At 53.1% G+C, this 21,494-nt stretch carries 24 protein-coding genes; 7 read left to right on the top strand and 17 right to left on the bottom strand.

The genetic code is table 11. The annotated features are described in order from the left end of the window. The first annotated feature begins 20 nt into the window (after positions 1-20). Together mgtE and HRQ87_RS17075 are read left to right on the top strand one after the other, a co-directional pair. Positions 21-1,403 carry a magnesium transporter gene (gene mgtE, locus HRQ87_RS17080; RefSeq protein WP_174139656.1) on the top strand — a complete coding sequence of 461 codons (1,383 nt, stop codon included), beginning with the start codon at positions 21-23 and terminating at the stop codon, positions 1,401-1,403. Next, positions 1,400-1,957, top strand: a complete 558-nt coding sequence (locus tag HRQ87_RS17075) for a 5-formyltetrahydrofolate cyclo-ligase (protein WP_174139655.1) — start codon at positions 1,400-1,402, stop codon at positions 1,955-1,957. The genes mgtE and HRQ87_RS17075 overlap by 4 nt, the downstream gene beginning before the upstream one ends. Before the next feature lie 225 nt (positions 1,958-2,182). Here the strand turns inward: HRQ87_RS17075 and HRQ87_RS17070 are convergent, their stop codons facing one another. From HRQ87_RS17070 to HRQ87_RS17055, 4 genes are all read right to left on the bottom strand, one after another. Next, the gene (locus HRQ87_RS17070) at positions 2,183-2,809 is read right to left on the bottom strand and encodes a LysE family translocator (protein WP_174139654.1); all 627 of its coding nucleotides are present in this window, start codon (positions 2,807-2,809) and stop codon (positions 2,183-2,185) included. Positions 2,810-3,203: 394 nt separating this feature from the next. Then, positions 3,204-3,902: a CDP-alcohol phosphatidyltransferase family protein gene (locus HRQ87_RS17065; protein WP_174139653.1), complete on the bottom strand. Its 699-nt coding sequence runs from the start codon at positions 3,900-3,902 to the stop codon at positions 3,204-3,206. Positions 3,903-3,937: 35 nt separating this feature from the next. After that, entirely contained in the window at positions 3,938-4,858 is a 921-nt protein-coding gene (locus tag HRQ87_RS17060) for a tyrosine-type recombinase/integrase (protein ID WP_174139652.1), read from the bottom strand. Further along, positions 4,855-5,562 (bottom strand): DUF484 family protein, encoded by a 708-nt coding sequence (locus HRQ87_RS17055; RefSeq protein WP_174139651.1) that lies wholly within the window; start codon positions 5,560-5,562, stop codon positions 4,855-4,857. Before HRQ87_RS17055 ends, HRQ87_RS17060 begins: the two co-directional genes overlap by 4 nt. A gap of 231 nt (positions 5,563-5,793) precedes the next feature. Between HRQ87_RS17055 and HRQ87_RS17050 the strand changes: the two genes are divergently transcribed. Next, positions 5,794-7,989, top strand: a complete 2,196-nt coding sequence (locus HRQ87_RS17050; protein WP_174139650.1) for a primosomal protein N' — start codon at positions 5,794-5,796, stop codon at positions 7,987-7,989. Between the two features lie 57 nt (positions 7,990-8,046). On the opposite strand, the gene HRQ87_RS17045 is transcribed toward HRQ87_RS17050, so the two are convergent. From HRQ87_RS17045 to HRQ87_RS17010, 8 genes are all read right to left on the bottom strand, one after another. Beyond that, positions 8,047-8,439 (bottom strand): DUF805 domain-containing protein, encoded by a 393-nt coding sequence (locus HRQ87_RS17045; RefSeq protein ID WP_174139649.1) that lies wholly within the window; start codon positions 8,437-8,439, stop codon positions 8,047-8,049. Positions 8,440-8,595: 156 nt separating this feature from the next. Beyond that, positions 8,596-8,970: a DUF805 domain-containing protein gene (locus HRQ87_RS17040; RefSeq protein ID WP_174139648.1), complete on the bottom strand. Its 375-nt coding sequence runs from the start codon at positions 8,968-8,970 to the stop codon at positions 8,596-8,598. A 136-nt stretch (positions 8,971-9,106) separates the two neighbouring features. Further along, complete coding sequence (plsY, locus tag HRQ87_RS17035) at positions 9,107-9,712, bottom strand: glycerol-3-phosphate 1-O-acyltransferase PlsY (RefSeq protein WP_174139647.1); 606 nt, start codon at positions 9,710-9,712, stop codon at positions 9,107-9,109. After that, positions 9,709-10,998: a dihydroorotase gene (pyrC, locus tag HRQ87_RS17030; RefSeq protein WP_174139646.1), complete on the bottom strand. Its 1,290-nt coding sequence runs from the start codon at positions 10,996-10,998 to the stop codon at positions 9,709-9,711. The genes plsY and pyrC overlap by 4 nt, the downstream gene beginning before the upstream one ends. Beyond that, entirely contained in the window at positions 10,995-11,603 is a 609-nt protein-coding gene (locus HRQ87_RS17025; RefSeq protein ID WP_174139645.1) for a hypothetical protein, read from the bottom strand. The genes pyrC and HRQ87_RS17025 overlap by 4 nt, the downstream gene beginning before the upstream one ends. A 6-nt stretch (positions 11,604-11,609) precedes the next feature. Then, positions 11,610-12,161, bottom strand: coding sequence for a hypothetical protein (locus HRQ87_RS17020; protein WP_174139644.1), 552 nt, complete (start codon positions 12,159-12,161; stop codon positions 11,610-11,612). Positions 12,162-12,215: 54 nt separating this feature from the next. After that, the gene (locus HRQ87_RS17015; RefSeq protein WP_174139643.1) at positions 12,216-12,743 is read right to left on the bottom strand and encodes an IclR family transcriptional regulator; all 528 of its coding nucleotides are present in this window, start codon (positions 12,741-12,743) and stop codon (positions 12,216-12,218) included. 131 nt (positions 12,744-12,874) lie between these two features. Next, positions 12,875-13,825, bottom strand: coding sequence for an aspartate carbamoyltransferase catalytic subunit (locus tag HRQ87_RS17010; protein WP_174139642.1), 951 nt, complete (start codon positions 13,823-13,825; stop codon positions 12,875-12,877). Between the two features lie 370 nt (positions 13,826-14,195). On the opposite strand from HRQ87_RS17010, the gene HRQ87_RS17005 reads away from it, so the two are divergent. The 4 genes from HRQ87_RS17005 (at position 14,196) to moaB (ending at position 16,813) form a co-directional block, all read left to right on the top strand. Next, on the top strand, positions 14,196-14,741 hold the full coding sequence (locus HRQ87_RS17005) for a hypothetical protein (protein ID WP_174139641.1): 546 nt from the start codon (positions 14,196-14,198) through the stop codon (positions 14,739-14,741). Between the two features lie 183 nt (positions 14,742-14,924). Further along, entirely contained in the window at positions 14,925-15,680 is a 756-nt protein-coding gene (locus tag HRQ87_RS17000) for a uracil-DNA glycosylase (protein ID WP_174139640.1), read from the top strand. After that, positions 15,677-16,270, top strand: a complete 594-nt coding sequence (locus tag HRQ87_RS16995) for a metallophosphoesterase family protein (protein WP_174139639.1) — start codon at positions 15,677-15,679, stop codon at positions 16,268-16,270. The genes HRQ87_RS17000 and HRQ87_RS16995 overlap by 4 nt, the downstream gene beginning before the upstream one ends. Continuing rightward, positions 16,271-16,813 carry a molybdenum cofactor biosynthesis protein B gene (gene moaB, locus HRQ87_RS16990; protein ID WP_174139638.1) on the top strand — a complete coding sequence of 181 codons (543 nt, stop codon included), beginning with the start codon at positions 16,271-16,273 and terminating at the stop codon, positions 16,811-16,813. Positions 16,814-16,862: 49 nt separating this feature from the next. Here the strand turns inward: moaB and HRQ87_RS16985 are convergent, their stop codons facing one another. The 5 genes from HRQ87_RS16985 to HRQ87_RS16965 all read right to left on the bottom strand — a co-directional run bounded on the left by HRQ87_RS16985 (position 16,863) and on the right by HRQ87_RS16965 (position 21,434). Further along, the gene (locus HRQ87_RS16985) at positions 16,863-18,311 is read right to left on the bottom strand and encodes an NAD(P)(+) transhydrogenase (Re/Si-specific) subunit beta (RefSeq protein ID WP_174139637.1); all 1,449 of its coding nucleotides are present in this window, start codon (positions 18,309-18,311) and stop codon (positions 16,863-16,865) included. Positions 18,312-18,324: 13 nt separating this feature from the next. Beyond that, a complete protein-coding gene (locus HRQ87_RS16980) occupies positions 18,325-19,896 on the bottom strand; it encodes a Re/Si-specific NAD(P)(+) transhydrogenase subunit alpha (protein ID WP_174139636.1) in 1,572 nt (523 codons plus the stop codon). A gap of 122 nt (positions 19,897-20,018) precedes the next feature. Next, positions 20,019-20,471, bottom strand: a complete 453-nt coding sequence (locus HRQ87_RS16975) for a methyltransferase family protein (RefSeq protein WP_174139635.1) — start codon at positions 20,469-20,471, stop codon at positions 20,019-20,021. An 86-nt stretch (positions 20,472-20,557) separates the two neighbouring features. After that, a complete protein-coding gene (locus HRQ87_RS16970; protein WP_174139634.1) occupies positions 20,558-20,809 on the bottom strand; it encodes a hypothetical protein in 252 nt (83 codons plus the stop codon). A 34-nt stretch (positions 20,810-20,843) separates the two neighbouring features. Beyond that, the gene (locus HRQ87_RS16965) at positions 20,844-21,434 is read right to left on the bottom strand and encodes a TetR/AcrR family transcriptional regulator (protein ID WP_174139633.1); all 591 of its coding nucleotides are present in this window, start codon (positions 21,432-21,434) and stop codon (positions 20,844-20,846) included. Positions 21,435-21,494 lie beyond the last annotated feature (60 nt).

Below are 21,494 nucleotides of genomic sequence, written 5' to 3'. Positions count from 1 at the left end.
CAACGACCCGGAGGCAGGATATGACCCAAGAGACCCTTGAACCCGAAGTGTCTGCAGATGACAGCTATAAGCTGAACAACAAGCTGATTTCTTCCATACGTCTGGCTGTTTCGACGGCCGATGCAGAACGTCTGGCTGATCTGCTTGAACCCTTACATGCGGCTGACATCGCCGACATGCTGGAACAAGTGGATGAAGTGCAAAGGCGCGAAATTCTTGTTCTGTCGACGGATATTATCGACGGCGAGGTTTTGTCAGAACTTGATGAAGGCTTGCGGGAAGAAATCATCGATTTTTTGCCTCAAAAAGTCTTGTCAGAAGCTGTTCGCGATCTTGAGTCAGACGACGTTGTTGATCTGGTCGAAGATCTGGGCGAGCCGCAACAGGAAGCCGTACTTGAGGCTTTGGATGATGCTGACCGGGTTGCCGTTGAACAAGCGCTGTCTTATCCAGAAGAATCCGCTGGCCGCCTTATGCAGCGCGAATTCGTCATGGCGCCAGATCATTGGAATGTTGGCCAAGCCATTGATTATATGCGTGCAAATGACGATCTTCCGGATCAGTTTTATCATATGATTTTGGTTGATCCCAGATTGAAGCCCACGGGGTATGTCACCCTTGGCAAATTGCTTGCAAACCGCCGGGAAACGAAACTGACCCTGATTGCTGAAGAAAGCTTTCGAACCATTCCCGTGACTCAGCCCGAAGATCAGGTCGCTTATGCGTTTAACCAATATCACCTGATTTCGGCCCCTGTCGTGGACCAGGATGACAGGTTGGTGGGTGTCATTACCATCGATGATGCTATGAACGTCTTGGACGAAGAACATGAAGAAGACATTCTGCGTCTGGCCGGTGTGGGCGAAGGCCGCCTGAGTGACAAAGTGATCAGCACAACGCGGCGGCGGTTTCCATGGTTGGCTGTTAATCTTCTTACGGCGATCCTGGCCTCAATGGTGATTTCGCAGTTTGAGGTAGCAATCAGTCAACTTGTCGCTCTGGCGGTTTTGATGCCGATTGTTGCTTCGATGGGCGGAAACGCAGGAACGCAATCACTGACTGTCGCCGTGCGCGCGATCGCGACCCGTGACCTGACCGGATCCAACGTCTGGCGTGTGATCCGACGCGAGGTTCTGGTGGGTTTGATAAATGGTGTGATCTTTGCTGTTGTGATGGGTATTGTTGGCGTTATCTGGTTCGGATCAATTAATCTGGGTCTGGTGATTGCCGCTGCCATGGTCATCAACTTGGTTGTTGCGGGATTGGCAGGCACGGTCATTCCCGTTGTGCTGGAAAAGCTAAAGGTTGATCCGGCGTTGGCAAGCGGGGCCTTTGTGACAACTGTGACAGATGTTGTTGGGTTCTTCGCTTTCCTCGGGCTGGCAGTGATTGTTTTATTATGAGTGTGGCTGACGAAAAATCAGCATTGCGCACGCAGATGTTGCAACGCCGTGATGTGGCGAAACAGGCCGATGCCGGTGCCTCCGCTGGACTATTGTCCGAAGTTTTAGCTGGTTATCGTGGGGTTCCCGTTGCCGGTTATTTACCAATCAACAGCGAAATTAACCCACTGCCCGCCATGTCCGAGGCCGTGGCCCATGGCCGCGTTGGTGTCCCTGTGATCACGGCGCGCGATCATCCGTTGCAGTTCCGCGCCTGGCACCCGGACGGCGCTTTGATGCCCGGCCCCTTTAAGGTCATGGTACCGGTCAAGGGCGACTGGATCGAACCAGAACTGCTGATCGTGCCGCTGGCCGCATTCGATCGTAAGGGTGGGCGGCTTGGATACGGCGGTGGGTTTTATGACCGCACGCTGCAGAATTTGCGCACAAAACGGGCAACATTGGCCATTGGATTTGCCTATAGCATACAACAGGTTGATCAGATCCCCCTAGAACAGACCGATCAACCACTTGATATGATTATTACGGAAAAAGAGGTTATCACTGTGCCCTAGCCTGAACCGCCAGATAGCTTTACCTAAAATAAAAAGCGGCCGTTCAAGCGGATCGCAGGTAAGGTCCGGTTTGAGCCCAGGCTGACCGATGCTGCGCCGTGCATGAACGGCAGCTTCCAGTGTTCGGCATGCCTCTAGACGTTCCTTTGTAGGCGTGCCGAAATCTGACGACGACCACAATGCAAGGGCGAAACCGTTTCACACAGCTGTCTTCCATGGCGCACTCTATCGTTCGGCGGTGACGCTCGCCATCTTGATGCCCGCGAAGATGAGGGCCGCTCCAGCCGTTCTGTTTATCAGATCGACAATCCAAGCACGCATGCCACCATTGGCAAGCTTGTTCCCCAGACTCGCATAGGCCGAGTAAATCACGAATTGCATCGCAGCCCCCGTCAGCCCCATGATGGTCATCTGCGGCGCAATCGGCGCGGCGGTGTCGAGAAACTGAGGCAGGATGGCAGCGAAGAATAGGAGCACCTTAGGATTGGCAAACTCCACGACAAAGCCTTGCAAGAAGAGAGATTTCTGGGACTTTACCTTGCCAGTCGGAGCGACTGAGAGCCCACCCGAACGGCTGAGCAAGGCGGTTAGGCCGAGATAGATAAGGTAACCGACGCCAACCCACTTGATGATTTGGAAGACAAGGTTGGACGCGAGGATGAGAGCGGCCAGCCCGGTCGCCGACATAACGAAGTAAATCGCCGTTGCTACCATCATCCCGAACATCTGGAAAACCGTAGTGCGCCAACCGTTTGTCGCGCCTTGCGAAGCCACGACGATCGCGGACGGGCCAGGCGACGCGATCACGATGGCCTGCGTCATCGCAAAGATTAAGAATGTCTGCAGTTCCATCGCGTCGTCCCCCTGCTGGGTGAGACCAATAAAGGAACCTGCCATCCCAGAAGTCAACGGATCAACGCAGTTTCGCTAGGTATACCTCTCCGGAACGGACCTTCGAGCACAATGCAGCGAAAGCCCGGATTGTCCGCACATCTGAACTTTGCCCAGATCGCGACAAACGTCCGATCTGGATCAATAATTCTTGATGCTAATTTCAATAGTGCGTGACGCAACCTCCTTGAAAAGAAAAAATGGTAAAAAAGATGCGCGACGTTGGACATATAATTTTATGAAAACAGCTAATGATCACCACTACGCATGTTTGATCTTAGAATATCGATCATCACGTGTACTTTCCGGGGAAGATATGCACGATTTGTATAAACCGCATATGCCGGATGTTTTGCTATGACACCGCTTTAACCGGGATCAACTGCTGCAGTATGCCTGCCACCATCAGATAAATACTGGTGACAATCAGACCCCAATGCGCCCAGCTGTCCGGGTCAAAATCGACCCATGCCGCCCATGCGGCAAACACCGTCCAGCCCAGAACAACGGGCAGCGAAATTGTCCGCCACCGGGCTGTACGCACGGGGTGAATGAACTTCGCGGGCACAAACATCGTGATCGCCAGCAATGTCACGACGCCCGTAATGATCAGCTTGTCGGGTTCAATCGCAAAGAAAACCAGCACAACCATGTTCCAACAGCCAGGAAACCCGGAAAAAGAGTTATCTTTTGTTTTCATCCGCGTATCCGCAAAATACATGGCCGAGGCAAAGGTGATCACAACCAATGCGTACCACCCCAGCCACCCGCCAAGCAGGCCCGATTTGAACAATGCATAGGCCGGGATGAACACATACGTCAGATAATCGATGATCAGATCCAGGATCGCACCGTCAAACTGCGGCGCATGGGATTTCACATCGTAACGCCGCGCCAATGGGCCATCGATCCCATCGACCAACAGGGCCACGACCAGCCACAAGAACATCATGCTCCAGCTTTCTTCGACAGCGGCGATCAGGGCCAACATCGCGAAAACGGCACCCGTCGCAGTTAAAAAATGAACCAATGTTGCTTTAAATCTGTTCGCCATCAAGGTTTCATGGCCGAAAATAGCCAGTCTGGCAATCACGCTTTTGGATGTGCCTTTTGATAAACGTCCAATAGTCGCGCGGTGTCCACAGCCGTATAGGCTTGGGTGGTCGATAACGACGCATGCCCCAATAATTCCTGAATGGCCCGCAGATCGCCACCTGCCGCCAATAGATGCGTTGCAAAGGAATGGCGCATGGCGTGTGGTGTCGCAGTCGCGGGCAGGCCAAGCTGCATCCGTGCCTGTTGCATGGCTTTGCGGATCAAACGCGATGACAACGCACCCCCCCGTGACCCGCGAAACAACGGCTGATCAGCATCTTGTCGGTAAGGGCACGCATCAAGATAGGTATCAACCGCATCGCGGGCTGCATCAATCACCGGCACGATCCGTTCCTTGCCGCCCTTGCCAAGAATACGCAGCACATCGGGCAACGGGGCATCGCGTCCCTGCAGGCCAAGCGCCTCGGAAATCCGTAGACCGCAGCCGTAAAGCAGCGTAACAACCGCGACATCACGCAAAGCAATCCAGTTTTCCTGCGACTGCAGTTCGACCGTATCGATCATCGCTTTGGCCGCATTTATATCCAAAGGCCGCGGCAGTTTTTTCTGAAACTTCGGTGACCGCGTGGCCAGAACGGCGGTGGGTTCAAACCCTTCGCGCGCAGCCAGCCAACGATAAAAGGTTTTGACCGCAGACAGCTTGCGCGCCAACGACCGTGCACTGACATCTTGGCTGCGTTCCCGCGCCATCCAGGCCCGCATATCAGTGATCGACAGCTTGGACAGTGCCGCCAACCCCTGCGCTTCGGCTTTGTATTCCGTCATGAACGCCAAAAATCCCAGTACATCACTGTGATAGGCGGTCAATGTATTCTGCGCAGATCCTGCAAGGGATTTTTGATGCGATAACCAAGTCTCAAGCGCGTGATGCGCGGCAGCTGAGATCTGGATCACGATAACCAGCGGCGCATCGATCGTTCGAACACGCCGGCAAAAAACGTCAAAAGATCAGTGCCTTGGCTTTGCTTGAACAGATCGGCATCCTTGGCCCCCATCACCAGCATACCGGGCAGACGCCCATCACCAAGGTTCAATTTCATGCAGGATTCTGATCTGATTTCAGCAGCCAGATCGCCATAAATCGCCGGATCTGCATGTTCAACCGGCCTTAGCGTGATCAGTCTTGCCGATGCATTGGCCCCTTGGGTGATATAGTCATCAATGTATCCCGGATCAGCAACAATCAGAACATCATCCAATTGATCCGATTGCAAATAAGCATCATCCTGCGTCGTTTCCAGCACCAGTTTGATGCTGTCCACACGCAATGTCTGAGACACCTCACCATTGAGATTATTCAGAAAATCCTCAAACTCAATCGGGTCCAGCATGCGCAAAATCGCACGATGCACCTGATTTGTGCCTGCCAGGTTTTCATACGCGGCGGATATGACGGATTTGTGGGTGTCTTCTAACCGGTCCAGCTTTGCAGCCAGCCGATCCATTGCAACACCACGCAAATCAATGACATTACTGCCAAGACCGCGAACATTAGCGGATGCCAAAGCACGCATAACATCTTGATCTTCAAGTATTATATCAGGCTTTGCGATGATCTTTTCGCGTACGCCTTCATCCATCAAAGGTTTACTGCTCATACCTGTCTCGTATTTTTTTTCCACGACTGTACCATCGCTTTTATATTTTTTCTGATACCGTTATTGCCCAATCTACCCCGAAAGTGGCAAGGCTTTTCTGCGGTAAAGACAGTTGGGCTCACTTTTTTATCACAGAAACGTCGGGATATCGTGCCAATTCAATCGAATTAGACTAAGACACGAAACGGTCGGCATCCCGAAATTCAATGAAACCCTCGACGGGCCATCACAGTGCAAACACCATCATTTTTCAATCAAGGCGATCTGGTTGCGGTGCTGACAACGCAACCGTTAGATCGGTTGCTGGATTACAAGGCTCCCGAAGGCGGCTGTGCCATTGGCGCATTTGTCGAAGTGCCACTTGGCCCCCGCAAGGTGATCGGGGTGGTCTGGGACGCGGGACGCGGGGATTATGACATCGCCAAAATCCGAAGCGTTATCAGGGTGTTGGATGTGGCCCCCATGCGCGAAGAAATGCAGATATTCCTGAAGCGGGCCGCTGATTATACGCTAACACCCATGGCTGCAATGCTGCGTTTGGCGACCCGTGCGCCGGGGTTGGGTGATCCGCCATCCATGCGCAAAGTCTATCGTTTGGGCACCGCAGAACCCACTCGAATGACCGACGCACGCACCCGGGTTTTGCAGGTTTTGCGCGATTACGGCGGGCTGGCGTTCACCCTGAAAGAGCTGGCCGACAGCGCCGATGTTACCTCAAGTGTCGTCAAAGGTCTGGTCAAACTGGGTGCCGTTTCTGAACAAGACTGCCCCCGCGATGTGCCTTATCCCCGGCTTGATCCGAACTATGGCGGAAAATCGCTGACCCCCGATCAGGATGCTGGTGCCAAACAGCTGCGATCGGCCGTTGTGTCGCAAAATTACGGCACAACCCTGCTGCGCGGCGTCACCGGATCCGGCAAAACCGAAGTTTACCTGGAAGCGGTCGCCGAATGCCTGCGTCAGGGTCGTCAGGCCTTGGTTCTGTTGCCGGAAATTGCCCTGACGTCTGAATTTCTGACCCGCGTCGAAGCCCGCTTTGGCGCGCGGCCCGCTGAATGGCATTCTGGTGTGACCATGACCGAACGCCGCCGTGCGTGGCGTATGGTAGGCCAAGGGGCCGCCGACATGGTTGTGGGCGCAAGATCGGCATTATTTCTTCCATATCAAGACCTTGGCCTGATCGTCGTGGATGAGGAACACGATACATCCTATAAACAGGAAGACGGCGTTTTGTATAACGCCCGCGATATGGCTGTGTTGCGCGCGTCCATTCTGGGCGCTCAGGTCATACTGGCATCTGCCACGCCATCGCTGGAAAGCTGGGTCAACGCCGAAAGTGGGAAATACAGCAAGCTGGAACTGACCTCGCGGTTCGGCGATGCCGTGCTGCCCGATATGCAGGCCATCGACATGCGCGATGAGGTGATCCCGGCTGATCGCTGGATTTCATCATCCCTGCAAAAGGCCGTTCAGGCACGACTGGACCGCAACGAACAGGCGCTTTTGTTCATCAATCGCCGTGGCTATGCGCCAATAACCCTGTGCCGGGCCTGTGGGCACCAGATCGGCTGCGATGATTGCGATGCGCGCATGGTCGAACACCGATTTCAAAAGCGGCTGGTCTGCCATCAATGCGGTGAAACAAAGCCAATGCCATCGGTTTGCCCATCCTGCGATGCCGAAGGGCGATTGGCCGCCGTTGGCCCCGGTGTTGAACGCCTGACAGAGGAAGCACAGGCCCTGTTCCCAGACGCCCGCGTGGCCACGTTATCATCAGATCTTTACGGATCGGCCCGCGCCCTGAAAGCCCAGATCGAAGCCATCGCAGACGGGGCTGCCGACGTCATTATCGGAACGCAATTGGTTGCAAAAGGCCATAATTTTCAAAATCTTACGCTGGTGGGTGTCATTGATGCCGACCTTGGGTTGCAAGGGTCTGATCTGCGCGCGGCTGAACGAACATTCCAACTGATGCGACAGGTGTCTGGCCGGGCCGGGCGGGCCGATAAACCCGGTCAGGCATTGTTGCAAACCTATCAACCGGATCACCCGGTGATCCGCGCGATCCTGTCCGGGGACGAAGAAGATTTCTGGAAGGCCGAAGCAGCTGAACGTGAACAGGCAGGCGTGCCCCCCTTTGGCCGTATGGCTGGCATCATCCTAAGCAGCCCAAATGTTCAGGAAGTCTTTGATTTCGCAACTGAAATGGCGCGAAACGATGCGCCTTTGCGACAGATCAACGCCCAACTGTTTGGTCCGGCCCCCGCGCCCATCGCCCGTATCCGTGGCCGCCACCGCGTGCGCCTTTTGATCAAGGCTGAAAAAACAGCCCCCCTGCAGGCCTCAGTCGAAAGATGGATCAGCCAATTCCGCCCGCCCAATTCCCTGCGCTTGTCTGTCGATATCGATCCGCAAAGTTTCTATTAGCAAACAAAAAACGCCGCCCAAAAGGACGGCGCTTTAAGTATTTGATTTGAAATAAAATCAGCTGAAAACGTCAGCTTCATTTTCGTGCTTTGGGTCATGTCCAAAGCGGTTTTCGCCCTCTGTTCCATTTGTGCAGAAGAAAACAAGCAAGACAATCCAGCCAATGATTGGAATAAAGACCAATAGGTACCACCAGCCAGATCTGTCGGTGTCATGCAAACGACGGATCGCAACAGCCAGGCCTGGCAGAAAAACAGCCAGTGAATAGATTGTGCCAAAGATACCGACACTGTCAGGGTCACCGCCAGAAATAACCCCGTCAACAATGCCCAAAACAATGCCAACAAGAAAATTGAATAAGGTGAAATACCAATATTCAGACCGACGCGCGCGGCCCGAAAAAGTGACGTATTTGCTAAAACAGGTTTTAACCGCTTCCATGAATGACATCTAAAATAACTCCGCTTTTACATAATGCCTGACATTTCGATAATCCGACCGGGCATTCAAAATCAAGATTGCAAATTTTTCAGTGTTAAAAGTGATGCAACTGCGCACTGCACATATGAAAATATGCAGGCCCTGAGTCAGGGCCTGCAAAAAAGATCAGCTGAAGACTTCAGCTTCGTTGCCGCCTTTGGGGTCTGGACCAAAGCGGTTTTCGCCTTTTGTGCCATCCATAACAAAGAAGACCAGAAGAACGATTGCACCGACGATCGGCACAAGAATGATCAAGAACCACCAACCGGATCTGTCTGTGTCGTGCAAACGACGAACACCAGCCGCGATAGAGGGCAGAAGGAAGGCCAGTGTTGCGATCAGATTAAAGAAACCTGTTCCCAGAACACCGTCAATGATTGCACCAACGATGCCGACCAGAAAGGTAAACAGGTAAAAGAACCAATATTCGGAACGACGTGCGCGGCCCGAAAAATCTACGTACTTGCTAAGGCAGGTTTTCACTGCGTCCATAAATGACATTTTATACCGTCTCCACATTTTTCACGTTTTTATCGCGCTGACATTTCCCTATTTGATCTGAAAATCAAGACGAAGTGACAATGCTATGTAAAAAAACTGTTGAGTGCGGACATCGCGTATCGGTTTTGCGACCTTATCAACCTTTGATTTTAAATTCCGTGCCAAAAAACAACCTTTTGATGTTTTGGACGTGTCTTGTGTAAATTAAAAGGGTTAGCATAAGACATAGGGCAATCGCCTCGGGTCGACCCAATGCTAACAGCAAAAGTGGCGACAGCGCCGATGCGACCAAGGCCGCCAGTGATGAATATCGAAAAATCGCTGCCACTGTCAGCCATAGGGCAGCGCAAGCCAATCCAAGCGGCCAGTACAGCGCAAATATGATGCCAAAGAATGTCGCCACGCCCTTGCCGCCGCGGAACATCAACCAGATGGGAAAACAATGGCCCAGGAATGCGGCAAAAGCTGCCAGATGAGCGGCATCCTCGCCTGCGAACAGACGTGCCAGGATCAGGGCCGCCGCACCCTTGCCACCATCCAGAATCAAAGTCAGTGCCGCTGCGGTTTTATTGCCGGTGCGCAAAACATTCGTCGCCCCAATGTTGCCGGACCCGACATCGCGCAGATTACCCAAACCCATCAGCTTGGCCAGCACCATACCAAACGGAATACTGCCTAGAAAATATCCGACAGCAGCCCAAAGCAGCAAGATCAGCGGCGCAGTGTCAAAGGGTGGGATCATGGGCCGTAAACCTGTTTTCCAGCCACATAGGTAGCGATGACTTTGCCTTGCATCCGCTGACCGTCAAAGGGCGTGTTCTTGGATTTTGACCGCAGTTTGAAACGGTCTAATACGAATGGCGCGTCGGGATCGAATAACACCAGATCAGCAGGCGCGCCAACGGTCAGACGACCAGTGTTCAGACCCAACCGTTTGGCCGGGTTCAGCGACATGGCCCGCCACAGCGTTGGCAGATCGATCATGCCGGAATGATATAGCCGCATCGCAGCAGGCAGCAGGGTTTCAAGGGCGACGGCCCCGCTGGCGGCTTCTTCAAACGGCAGGCGTTTGCTTTCTTCGTCCTGTGGGGTGTGCATTGAACTGATGATGTCGATTGTGCCATCGGCCACAGCCTGAACCATCGCCAAACGGTCGTCTTCATCGCGCAAGGGTGGTTTGATTTTGAAGAAAGTCCGGTAATCGCCGACGTCCAGCGCGTTCAGGGTCAGGTGGTGGATGTTAATGCCAGCTGTCACATCCAGCCCGGCGTCTTTTGCGCGGCGCAGCGCAGGCAGGGCGGTGGCGGTGGTGATACCGTCGGCGTGATATCTGACGCCGGTCATCTCGACCAGTGTCAGATCGCGCTGCAAGCCCATGCGTTCGGCCATGGGTGACACGGCTGGCAAACCGCGCAGGGATGCAAACTTGCCCGATGTGACGGCGGCCCCCTGCGATAGCCCTGGATCTTGTGGATGCGCCATGACCAACGCGCCCAGACTGCGGGCATATGTCAGCGCGCGGGACAAGACCTTGGTCGATTGGACGACAAGATCACAGTCGGTAAAAGCCACAGCTCCGGCGTCTTGCAAAAAGCCGATCTCGACCATCTCGCGGCCCTCGCGGCCTTTGGTCAGGGCGGCCATATGGCGGATATGGACGGGGCTGTCTTCCTGAGCGCGGCGGGTCACAAATTCAAGGGTTTCGGGCGTGTCGATGGCGGGCAGCGTATCGGGGCGTGTCACCATCGTGGTCACGCCGCCCGCTGCAGCGGCTTGCCCTGCGGACCTGAAACTTTCCTTGTGCCGTTCGCCCGGTTCGCACACCTTTACACCGATATCAACAATGCCGGGGGCCAGACATTTTCCGCCGCAATCCAAAAAGTTGACAGCTGTCAACTTTTTTTCAGCTAAATCAACATCTTGCGTTAACACTTTGTTAATCTGCCCATCCTTGATGAGCAGCGATCCGATCTGGTCTGTTCCAGCCTGCGGATCAATCAAACGGGCATTGGTGAATAGCGTTGTCATACCTTATCGTTTACCACGCGCTGCATCAGATCATAGACCTTTTGTGGGTTGTCGATATTCAAAAACCCTTCTTTTCGCTCTTTGACAATGCCGGATCTGAAGATCGCATTTGATCTATACTGCGTGATGGACTGACCTAAGACAATGCTGCCGGGATCGCTTTGATCCCATGCAACTTCAGACATCGGCGTCAAATACTTGGCATTTAGTTTCGGCCACGGCAGCCTGTTGTGGATCAAGGCGCGTTTGTTGGTTAATGCATAGCGGGTCAATCGCGACTGGGTCATGCTGTGATACAGAAGATAAAGCACAAGATACACAATGGCGATGAAGATACCCCAATTGATCTGCTGCGTTATTGTTGGTGATAGGACAAGTTGGCCTGGTCCCGATGCCCCAAGCAGATCATTATTGATGATAAACAGAACAGCAGATGCCACAAAACCCGGGATGGCCAGACCCAAGGCTGTTTTATCCAGTTTGAAGCTGAAATTCGGACGACCTTCCCAAATGATAGTTTCCCCGGGCACAAGATGTTTCTGCCAGAATTTCAGATCCGGATCGAAAGGTGTGATGGTGTCTTTGAAGCGATAGGGATCAGCCACTTTGACTTATCCCCCGATCCAGATCATCAGGCCCACAAGGGCAAACATCACCAAAAGCGCCACGGTTGCGACCATGCCGGATATCGCCGCATTGCTTTTCGGCTTTTTGGACGGCGGTGTGTCGGCCTGTTTCGGCTGGGCCGTTTCGGCCTGCAGATCAACCGGGGCTGTTTTGCTTTGGGCTTCGCTATAGGTGCCGATCAGCTGCAACGATGCATCAGGTCGCAGGGTGACAGTCTGACCACCAAAGGCGCGTGACAATATTACCACGACATACCCCGTGATCTGATCAATCCGGTCTTTGTCCGCCACCAGATCATCAGCAGCGATGCCAAGCCCATCGATCATATAGCCCAACAACCCCACGCCCTGTAATGTGCTGATCGGGAAAATATCGATGTAATCGCCATTCAAGCGATCCACGCCAAGGGCCTGTTGAACGTCCGTCGCCGTTAATGCCTTGGCTTGAGTATCCGGCAAAGTGATGTCGTAAAGCCGGATTATACCGGTTTCATTTGTAGAAACATTGATTGGTGTTTGCGGTTTTATATCTGACAAAAACTGAACTCTCTGTTTTCAAACTTTAATTGAGGCGAATTTTGAATGTTTATATCAGGCTTCGCGTCGCTGGACTTTTTGTAAAAGGGCATGAACTTCATGTGCATTATTGATCCGTTCAAAACCAACCGGAACTTTGACCCTGTATTTTGAATACCATCTATGTCCCCAACCTTCTGTAAAATAAATTGAGGGTGGTGAGCCTTCTTTAAAAGTAATTGGGAAGTCTATGCGAATTTGATGGCTTGTCCATAACCTGTCCCCCAAAATGGTGATTGCTGCTATAAATGCACGGCGGTCAGTTAAAGTGTATGTCGTATACTTCCGATTGTGGGCATCTAAAAAAGGAATACCTATTAATATAAGTAATCCAGATAATATACATATACCGGACAAAACAATTCCAGCAGTTGTTTGAAACATAGCATTGGCAATCAATTGATATGACATGACAGTAACCATGCTAAATCCAGCAATATAAATTATAACCGGTACACGTTTCAGATCAAATTTATAATCAGGGCGGCCTTGCCAAATTATGCGCTCTCCGGGTTCTAAAATACCGTCCCATCCAGAAGTCATTTGGATATCGTCCCTTTGTGCATTTATAAGATGTAATTCTGGCTTGCTGTTGCCAAGTATCAGTTAGGTTTGGACTGAATAAGTCCAAGACTGCCGATGAAATAGAAGTATTTGATAATCCTGCGGTGTGCTTAAACCATCACATCCTGCGGTTTGGACTGGCGGGCTTTGACCAGCAGTTCCATCGCGGCCATGCGGACGGCGACGCCCATCTCGACCTGTTCTTGAATCACACTGCGGTTGATGTCATCGGCCAGTGTGCCGTCAATTTCGACCCCGCGGTTCATTGGGCCGGGGTGCATGATGATGGCGTCAGGTTTGGCGTGGGACAGTTTGTCGGCATCCAGCCCATAGCGGTGGTAATATTCGCGTTCGCTGGGAATGAACCCCCCGTCCATCCGTTCGCGTTGCAGACGCAGCATCATGACAACATCGACGTCAGCCAGACCTTCGCGCATGTCCTCGAACACCTCGACCCCGAAGTCGGACACCTGGGATGGCATCAGCGTCGGCGGGCCAATCAGGCGGATACGGTTTTCCATTTTGCCCAGCAGCAGAATGTTGGATCGTGCCACGCGGCTGTGGGCGATATCGCCACAAATCGCGATGGACAGCCGGTGCAGACGCCCTTTCGCGCGGCGGATTGTCAGCGCGTCCAGCAGGGCCTGCGTGGGGTGTTCGTGCCGCCCGTCGCCTGCGTTCAGGACAGCGCAGTTCACTTTATCGGCCAGCAGGTTGACCGCACCGGAATGGGGATGGCGCACGACCAGCAGGTCAGGGTGCATCGCGTTCAGCGTCATCGCTGTGTCGATCAGGGTTTCGCCCTTTTTAATCGATGACGCCTGCATGCCCATGTTCATCACATCGGCACCCAGACGCTTGCCCGCCAGTTCAAAACTGGCCTGCGTGCGGGTCGAGTTTTCAAAGAACATGTTGATTTGCGTCAGCCCGGCCAGCGTATCGCGATGTTTGACCTGTTGGCGGTTCAGCGACACATATTGATCGGCCAGATCCAGAAGTGTGGTGATTTCATCGGGGCCCAGATGTTCGATCCCCAAAAGATGTTTGGCCCGCCAGTTCATTGCATCCCCATTTATTGTTGGGTGTTCTATAAAGGAATGAGTGGAAAGTCTGCAACAGAGCTCTTTTGCAAAGAGCCTGACGGCCGCCATTTGGTCCCGACCAAGGGACGGCCGGCGTTTATGAAAAGCATGTCATGCTTTGAACTGATATGCGAAATTTCCAGGCTTAGTGAGCCTTGCTAGGAACACTAAGGCAAGCTTCATTCGGTTTTGACGCAATGGTCGGTCAGCGGGACAAACCGCTCTTTCGCTGCGTCTGCGCGAAGGTCCGGTGTCGATACTTGCAGGTAGCGTATATTGGTTAGGAGCTATACACATCTTTGGCGGTGGCTAGAAGATGCTGCCACGCACGCAGAGGAGCTAGGTTTGCATGCCATCAGACCCTATTTTTGATATTAGAACGTCAGTGCGTAGCAGGAATATCCAGTACTTGTTCGTCATGCCGCTCTTTTCGTTCGGTTGCATCCTGTTGGGCTACTGGATGATCCCGGAAACCTTTGTCTGGGAACTATCGGAAGATATGCTGCAGCAATTGTCTGTATGGTCTTTCTTTGGTTTAGGATTCATAGCCACTGGAATTGGGCATCTCATTAAGATGTTCTTTCAAGTGCTAAAGTTCAAAGGAACGGCAGGCAGTTGGCATTTTAGGCTGACTAACGATGAGCTGCTCTGGGAAGTGCCAAAACACACCTTTGGACCTGAGACAGGCTTCAGTTCAAAGCTGTCAAACATAACGGAGATCGAGTATCGCACGACATACGAGTTCGAAGAGGACACCACCAAAGAGTATTGGGTACATTTTGTCGATCAAAAGCCCATTCAACTTATGGATTACTCAGGCTTAACTCTCTCTGCCCTTGTTTCTAAGATTGAAGATTCAGGTGTTTGCTACAACGAAACTGTCATACGCAAATAGCCAGATAGCATTAGCCGCCCTTCGTTGCTGGAGCAGCATCGTGCAGATTGGGCTCATAGCCAACATAAGATTTAATTTTCGCATACCGCCCACAACCGTCTGATATCCAACAGAACGGCGTTGTACCATTCGGAAAGTGTTTACCTTTGGGCGTTCCGGCCCTAGCTATGGGGGGTGGACAAGATGGATTTTCATACGGCCAAAGCCTTGCTGGACTGGCAGGTTGAGATGGGTGCGACCGAGGCGATATCGGACGTGCCTGTGAACCGCTATGAGGTACCTGCGGAAAAGCCCAAGCCAAAGGCAGCGCCTGTTCAACCCGCATTACTGGATGAGGTTGACCCGGTCATGGTTGCCAGACAGGCGGCAGATGGGGCCAGCGATCTGGACGGGTTGCAGGCGGCCATGGCGGCCTATGAGCATTGCGAGCTGAAGAAAGGCGCGAAAAACCTGGTCTTTAGCGATGGCAATCCGGCTGCGCGCCTGATGATCATTGGCGAAGCGCCGGGACGAGACGAGGATATTCAGGGGCGCCCTTTTGTCGGGCGGGCCGGGCAATTGCTGGACAAGATGTTGGCTGCCATTCAGTTGTGGCGCGAAACACCGGATGCTGCGGCGTCGGTCTATATCACAAATGTACTGCCTTGGCGGCCGCCACAGAATCGCGATCCTAAGCCTGAAGAAATTGCGATGATGCTGCCGTTTGTGGAAAAGCATGTGGCGTTGGTCGATCCCGATGTAATTGTCCTGATGGGCAATATTTCGTGTCAGGCGATGCTGGGACGCAAGGGGATCACGCGGTTGCGCGGGCAATGGACCGATGTGCTGGGCAAGCCCGCATTGCCGATGTTTCACCCTGCTTATCTGCTGCGCAGTCCCGAAAAAAAGCGCGAGGCGTGGCATGATCTGTTGATGTTGCAAGAAAGGTTAAAGGCATGAAGATACTGGCATTTTCTGATCTGCATCTGGCCCGGGTCCGTGCCGCTGATTTGATGCAAGCCAGTGCGCAGGCCGATCTGGTGATTGGGGCGGGCGATTTCTGCAATATGCGTCAAGGCTTGCCAGAGGCGATGGTGTTACTGCGCGATATTAAGCGCCCCTTTGTCACTGTGCCGGGAAATGCCGAAAGCGCGGATGAACTGCGGGATGCGGCGTTGGATGGCATGACTGTTTTGCACGGGCAAAGCGTTGAAATTGACGGCGTGACGATCTTTGGGATCGGCTATGCGATTCCTGTGACGCCCTTTGGATCATGGTCCTGCGATCTGAGCGAAGATACCGCCGAAGAGATGCTGAATGCCTGCGGCAGTGCCGATATTCTGGTATCCCATTCGCCACCTAAAGGTGTCGCTGATATCACATCTGCCGGACAGTCGGTCGGGTCGACCTCTGTCCGAGCTGCGATTGAACGGGTGCAGCCCAAGCTGATGTTTTGCGGGCACATTCATGACAGCTGGGGCAAATCCGGGCAGATCGGTGAAACACAGGTTCATAACCTGGGCCCGACCGTAAATTGGTTCGAGGTATAGATGTCGCGTATTGACGAAACGATGGACTTTATCGCCGTCCGTATTGCCGTGCTGACCGTGTCGGACACCCGATCGCTGGATCAGGATCGATCAGGGCAAGTACTGGTCGACCGGATCGAAGCAGCGGGGCATATTGTGGCCGCGCGAATGATCCTGACGGATGAACGTGACCAGATCGCGGATCAACTGCGCGCCTGGTGTGCGGATCCTGAAATTGATGTTGTGATCTCAACCGGGGGAACGGGCCTGACGGGGCGCGATGTCACGGTCGAGGCGCACCGAGATGTCTATGAAAAGGAAATCGATGCCTTTGGCACGGTGTTCACGATGGTGTCGATGAACAAGATCGGTACGTCGGCCGTGCAAAGCCGCGCAACTGGTGGGGTAGCGGGTGGTACTTATCTGTTTGCGCTGCCGGGCAGTCCTGGGGCCTGCAAGGATGCCTGGGACGAGATTTTAGCCAAGCAGCTGGATTACCGCCACCGCCCTTGCAATTTTGTAGAAATTTTCCCGCGGCTGGATGAACATCATCGGCGGAAATAATGAGTATGCTACGAGACCCCGGATTAAATCCGAGGTCTGCGCGTTTTATTCAGCTGATTTTAGTCAGAAGCTGATCCAGTGATGCCTTGGCGTCGCCATAAAACATCCGGGTATTATCCTTGAAAAACAGCGGATTTTCGATGCCGGAATAGCCGGTGCCCTGACCGCGTTTTGACACAAAGACCTGCTTGGCCTTCCAGCATTCCAGAACCGGCATACCGGCGATGGGGCTGTTGGGGTCGTCTTGGGCGGCGGGGTTCACGATATCGTTTGAACCGATGACAATCGCCACGTCGGTGTCGGGGAAATCATCGTTGATCTCGTCCATTTCCAGCACGATGTCATAGGGCACTTTGGCTTCGGCCAGCAGTACATTCATGTGGCCCGGCAAGCGGCCAGCGACAGGGTGGATGGCGAAGCGCACGGTCTTGCCCTTGGCGCGCAGGCGTTTGGTCAATTCGCTAACCGATTGCTGCGCTTGGGCCACGGCCATGCCATAGCCGGGGATGATGACGATGCTGTCGGCGTCTTCAAGGGCCGTTGCCACGCCGTCGGCATCGATCGCGACTTGTTCGCCTTCAACCGCCATCTGTTCCCCTGCAGGGCCGCCAAAACCACCCAGGATCACACTGATGAAAGACCGGTTCATCGCTTTGCACATGATGTATGACAAGATCGCACCGGACGATCCGACCAAGGCACCGACCACGATCAAAAGGTCATTGCCAAGGCTGAAGCCGATGGCCGCCGCCGCCCAACCGGAATAGCTGTTCAGCATCGATACGACCACAGGCATATCCGCCCCGCCAATCCCCATGATCAGGTGATAGCCGATGAAAAGTGCAGCCAGAGTCATCAGAAACAGCGGGAAGAAGCCACCGCTGTTGAAATACCAGATCAGGCAGACCAGTGACAGGCCCGCAGCGGCGGCATTCAGCAAGTGGCCACCGGGCAGTTTGGCGGCAGATGTGTCGACTTTGCCCGCCAATTTGCCATATGCGATGACCGATCCGGTAAAGGTCACAGCCCCGATAAAGATACCCAGGAACAGTTCGACCCGAAGGATATTCAGCTCAACCACTGATTTCTTGGCGATGAGATTTGCAAAAGTGCCCATCTCAGGCAAGCTGCCGATAAGTTTACCATCTGTCATTGCAGCGGCAACATTTACCATTTCAAAATGCGCGATGAAGCCCACAAACACAGCCGCTAGACCAACCAGCGAATGCATCGCGGCGACCAATTCGGGCATCTGTGTCATTTGTACGCGGGTGGCCAGTTGATAGCCGATGACGCCGCCGCCAGCGATCAGGATGATTGATAAAAACCAAAGCCCGGCACCGGGCCCGATCAGTGTTGCAAAGACGGCCAGCGCCATGCCTGTAATGCCGTACCATACGGCGCGTTTTGCACTTTCCTGTCCTGACAGACCGCCTAGGGACAAAATGAAAAGAACAGCTGCGACGACATAGGCCGCTGTGGTGAATCCGAAATCCATTGACCGGTCCCCCTTAAGATTTCTGGAACATGGCAAGCATGCGCCGTGTCACGAGGAAGCCGCCAAAGATATTGATCCCGGCCATAAAAACGGAAAGTGCCGCCAGTAGGATCACAAGATATGATCCAGATCCGATCTGCATTAATGCCCCCAGAATGATGATGGATGAAATGGCGTTGGTCACGGACATCAGCGGTGTGTGCAAGCTGTGCGAGACGCCCCAGATCACCTGAAAGCCAACAAAAACTGATAGCACAAAGACGATGAAATGCTGCATGAAACTGGCGGGGGCTACAAGACCCACCAATAGGATCAACGCGCCGCCAATCGCCAACAAGCCCACCTGATTTCGGGTTTGTTTTTGAAAGACTGCAAGTTCCTGTGCTTTTTTCTGTTCAGGCGTCAGTTCTTTGACCGCTTCTTTTTTCGGGGCGGCTGCGATCGCCTTTATCTTGGGTGGCGGTGGCGGAAAGGTGATGTCGCCCTTGAACGTCACCGTTGCGCCGCGGATCACGTCATCTTCCATGTTGTGGACGACCTGCCCGTCTTTTTCGGGTGTCAGATCGGTCATCATGTGGCGGATATTCGTGGAATACAGGGTTGAAGCCTGCGAGGCCATTCGACTTGGGAAATCAGTATACCCCACGATGGTCACACCATTTTTCGTTACGATTTTTTCGTCCATAATGGTCAGTTCGCAGTTGCCGCCCTTTTCGGCGGCCAGATCCACGACCACGCTACCGGGCTTCATCGCCTTGACCATGTCTTCGGTCCACAAGATCGGCGCGTCGCGGTTGGGGATCAGGGCCGTGGTGATAACGATATCCATCTCGGGCGCCAATTCGCGGAACTTTTCCAGCTGCTTTTCGCGGAATTCGGGGCTGGAGGGCGCGGCATAGCCACCGGTTCCGGCGCTGTCCTGGCTGTCTTCGAATTCAAGGAACACAAATTCGGCGCCCATGGATTCGATTTGTTCAGAAACTTCGGGGCGTACATCAAAGGCGTATGTCATTGCGCCAAGTGATGTCGCCGTGCCAATTGCGGCCAGACCAGCCACACCTGCGCCCACGATCAGAACTTTGGCAGGCGGTACTTTACCAGCAGCGGTCACCTGACCCGTGAAGAAGCGGCCAAAGTTATTGCCTGCCTCGATCACGGCGCGATAGCCTGCGATATTGGCCATCGACGACAGCGCGTCCATCTTTTGGGCGCGACTGATCCGGGGGACCATATCCATTGCTATGACGTTGGCACCCTTGCCCTTGGCCAAATCCATCAGTTTTTCATTGGCGCCGGGATAGAAAAAGGAAATCAGCGTTTGCCCGTCCCGCAGGCGCTTGATCTCTGTCTCGGATGGTGGGCGCACTTTGGCGACAACATCTGCGGCTTTCCAAAGGGCAGCCGCCGTTTTGACGACCTGAACACCGGCTTCTTTATAGGCAGCATTCGAAAATCCTGCGGCTTCGCCAGCGCCGGTTTCGATCACGCAATCATAGCCCAGCTTTTGCAGTTGAGCTGCGCTGTCAGGGGTCATGGCCACGCGGGCCTCCCCTTCGTATGTTTCCTTTGGCGCCCCGATTTTCATACGGCCCGTCCCCCTTGCTTGTTTATGTCCGTCCTGAAATCAGGACAGATATGATTCAAAACCCACTTAACTTGCGCAACATTATTGCGCAACCACATCCAATCAAGATACCACCAATGACGTCAAACCCAACGCCGCGTCTTTTTTTCGTATCGTGCGAAGTCAGCCCGAAATTTGCGCCGCAACCGATTTTCTTCAGGTATGACGAAACGACGTTCGATGATCCAGACGAATATTGGGATGAGTGGCAAACTCAGCACGGCATCCCATCGCAGGATCAGCCCGGCCAAGATCAGTGTGTCAGCGACATAAATCGGATTACGGGACCATTTATAAATACCCTGCGTAATCAGGTTTGAGGCCTCTTGATGTGGTATGATCGTGGTCTGATGACGGCGAAACTGGATAACGGCCATGAAAAATATGATGATGCCGCCGCCAAGAAGAATGGCACTTAAAAGATCGGTGATCCCGTAATCCAGCGACATCCCCAGATCGAAATAGTGTGACTGCAGCCAAGCAATGATCAGGCACGTTGCCAGCCAGGCGGGGGGAGTGTCTATCAATTTTGTCATTGTACTTTTTGTTTAGCGGACAAAAGGTGAGGTTATAAGGTGAAATTAGGACATTTATTTAGCCATGCAGATCTGATCCTACTTATTTAATCTTGTTTCTTCCCGTATTCACCCCAGATTGTCGCCAACCCTATGAAAAATGCTAAAAAGCTGGCGGGAATGCTGATAAGTGATATCAGCAAAAGAATGCCCAAGACATCAAGCTGACCCTGCTGCAAATTGCTACCGTCTGGCTTCCAGTAATTATCCTCTATTCTCCAGATTTCGACCAAGCAATAGCGCCCCAAAATAAGAGCGCCTATAAAAACAAGCAGGCTTATCAAAGTTACTTTTTTCATTATCAAACCCTGATGGCGATTTTAAAAAATTTAACTAATGACTTAAGGCTTGTGCCAGAACTTCGGCCAGAACCTGTTGCCGTTCGCGATAAACGTCAAGCGATGGTGGCGGCGTTTTTAACCCCTTTAATGCTGCCATGATTGTATCGGCCATGACGTCGGGGTCCATCATCAGTCTGATCTGGCCGCTTGCCTTGGCATGTTTCAGCCAGTCGGCGAAAATACCCGCCAGTTTCGCCTCTCCGGATTTGGACACATCGGCGATTGTGGTAGATTTCGTATCAAGCAGTTCTTCGCCGTGGGGTGAAGACAGGACTGTTTCCATGATGCCAGCACCACGGGCGACAAATGCACCATGCAAAACCTGCGCCAACGGCCCGGGATTCTGCAATGCTTTTGTCATACCTTCGGCGGCTGCGTCGTAGTAATACTGTGCCAAGGACCGGAAGATGTCTTCTTTATTCTTGAAATGCAGATAAAGCGCAGATCGCGACATACCGGCAGTCTTGGCGATGTCTTCCATTGCAGTACGGCGATAGCCATAGGTTGCAAAAGTTTCAAACGCCGCGCCCATAATATCTTTTACGCGGGGATCCGGGCTGAAATCTGGTAATGCAGTTGTCATGTAAAAGCATTTGACAGTTTCGCGCTAGAACGTCAATTTGACATTATGACAAAATACGAA

This window comes from Parasulfitobacter algicola (genome assembly GCF_013315265.1).
In the GTDB taxonomy this organism is placed as follows: domain Bacteria; phylum Pseudomonadota; class Alphaproteobacteria; order Rhodobacterales; family Rhodobacteraceae; genus Parasulfitobacter; species Parasulfitobacter algicola.
The sequence above is the reverse complement of the archived record's forward strand: the minus strand, read 5'-3'. Positions and strand labels throughout refer to the sequence as shown.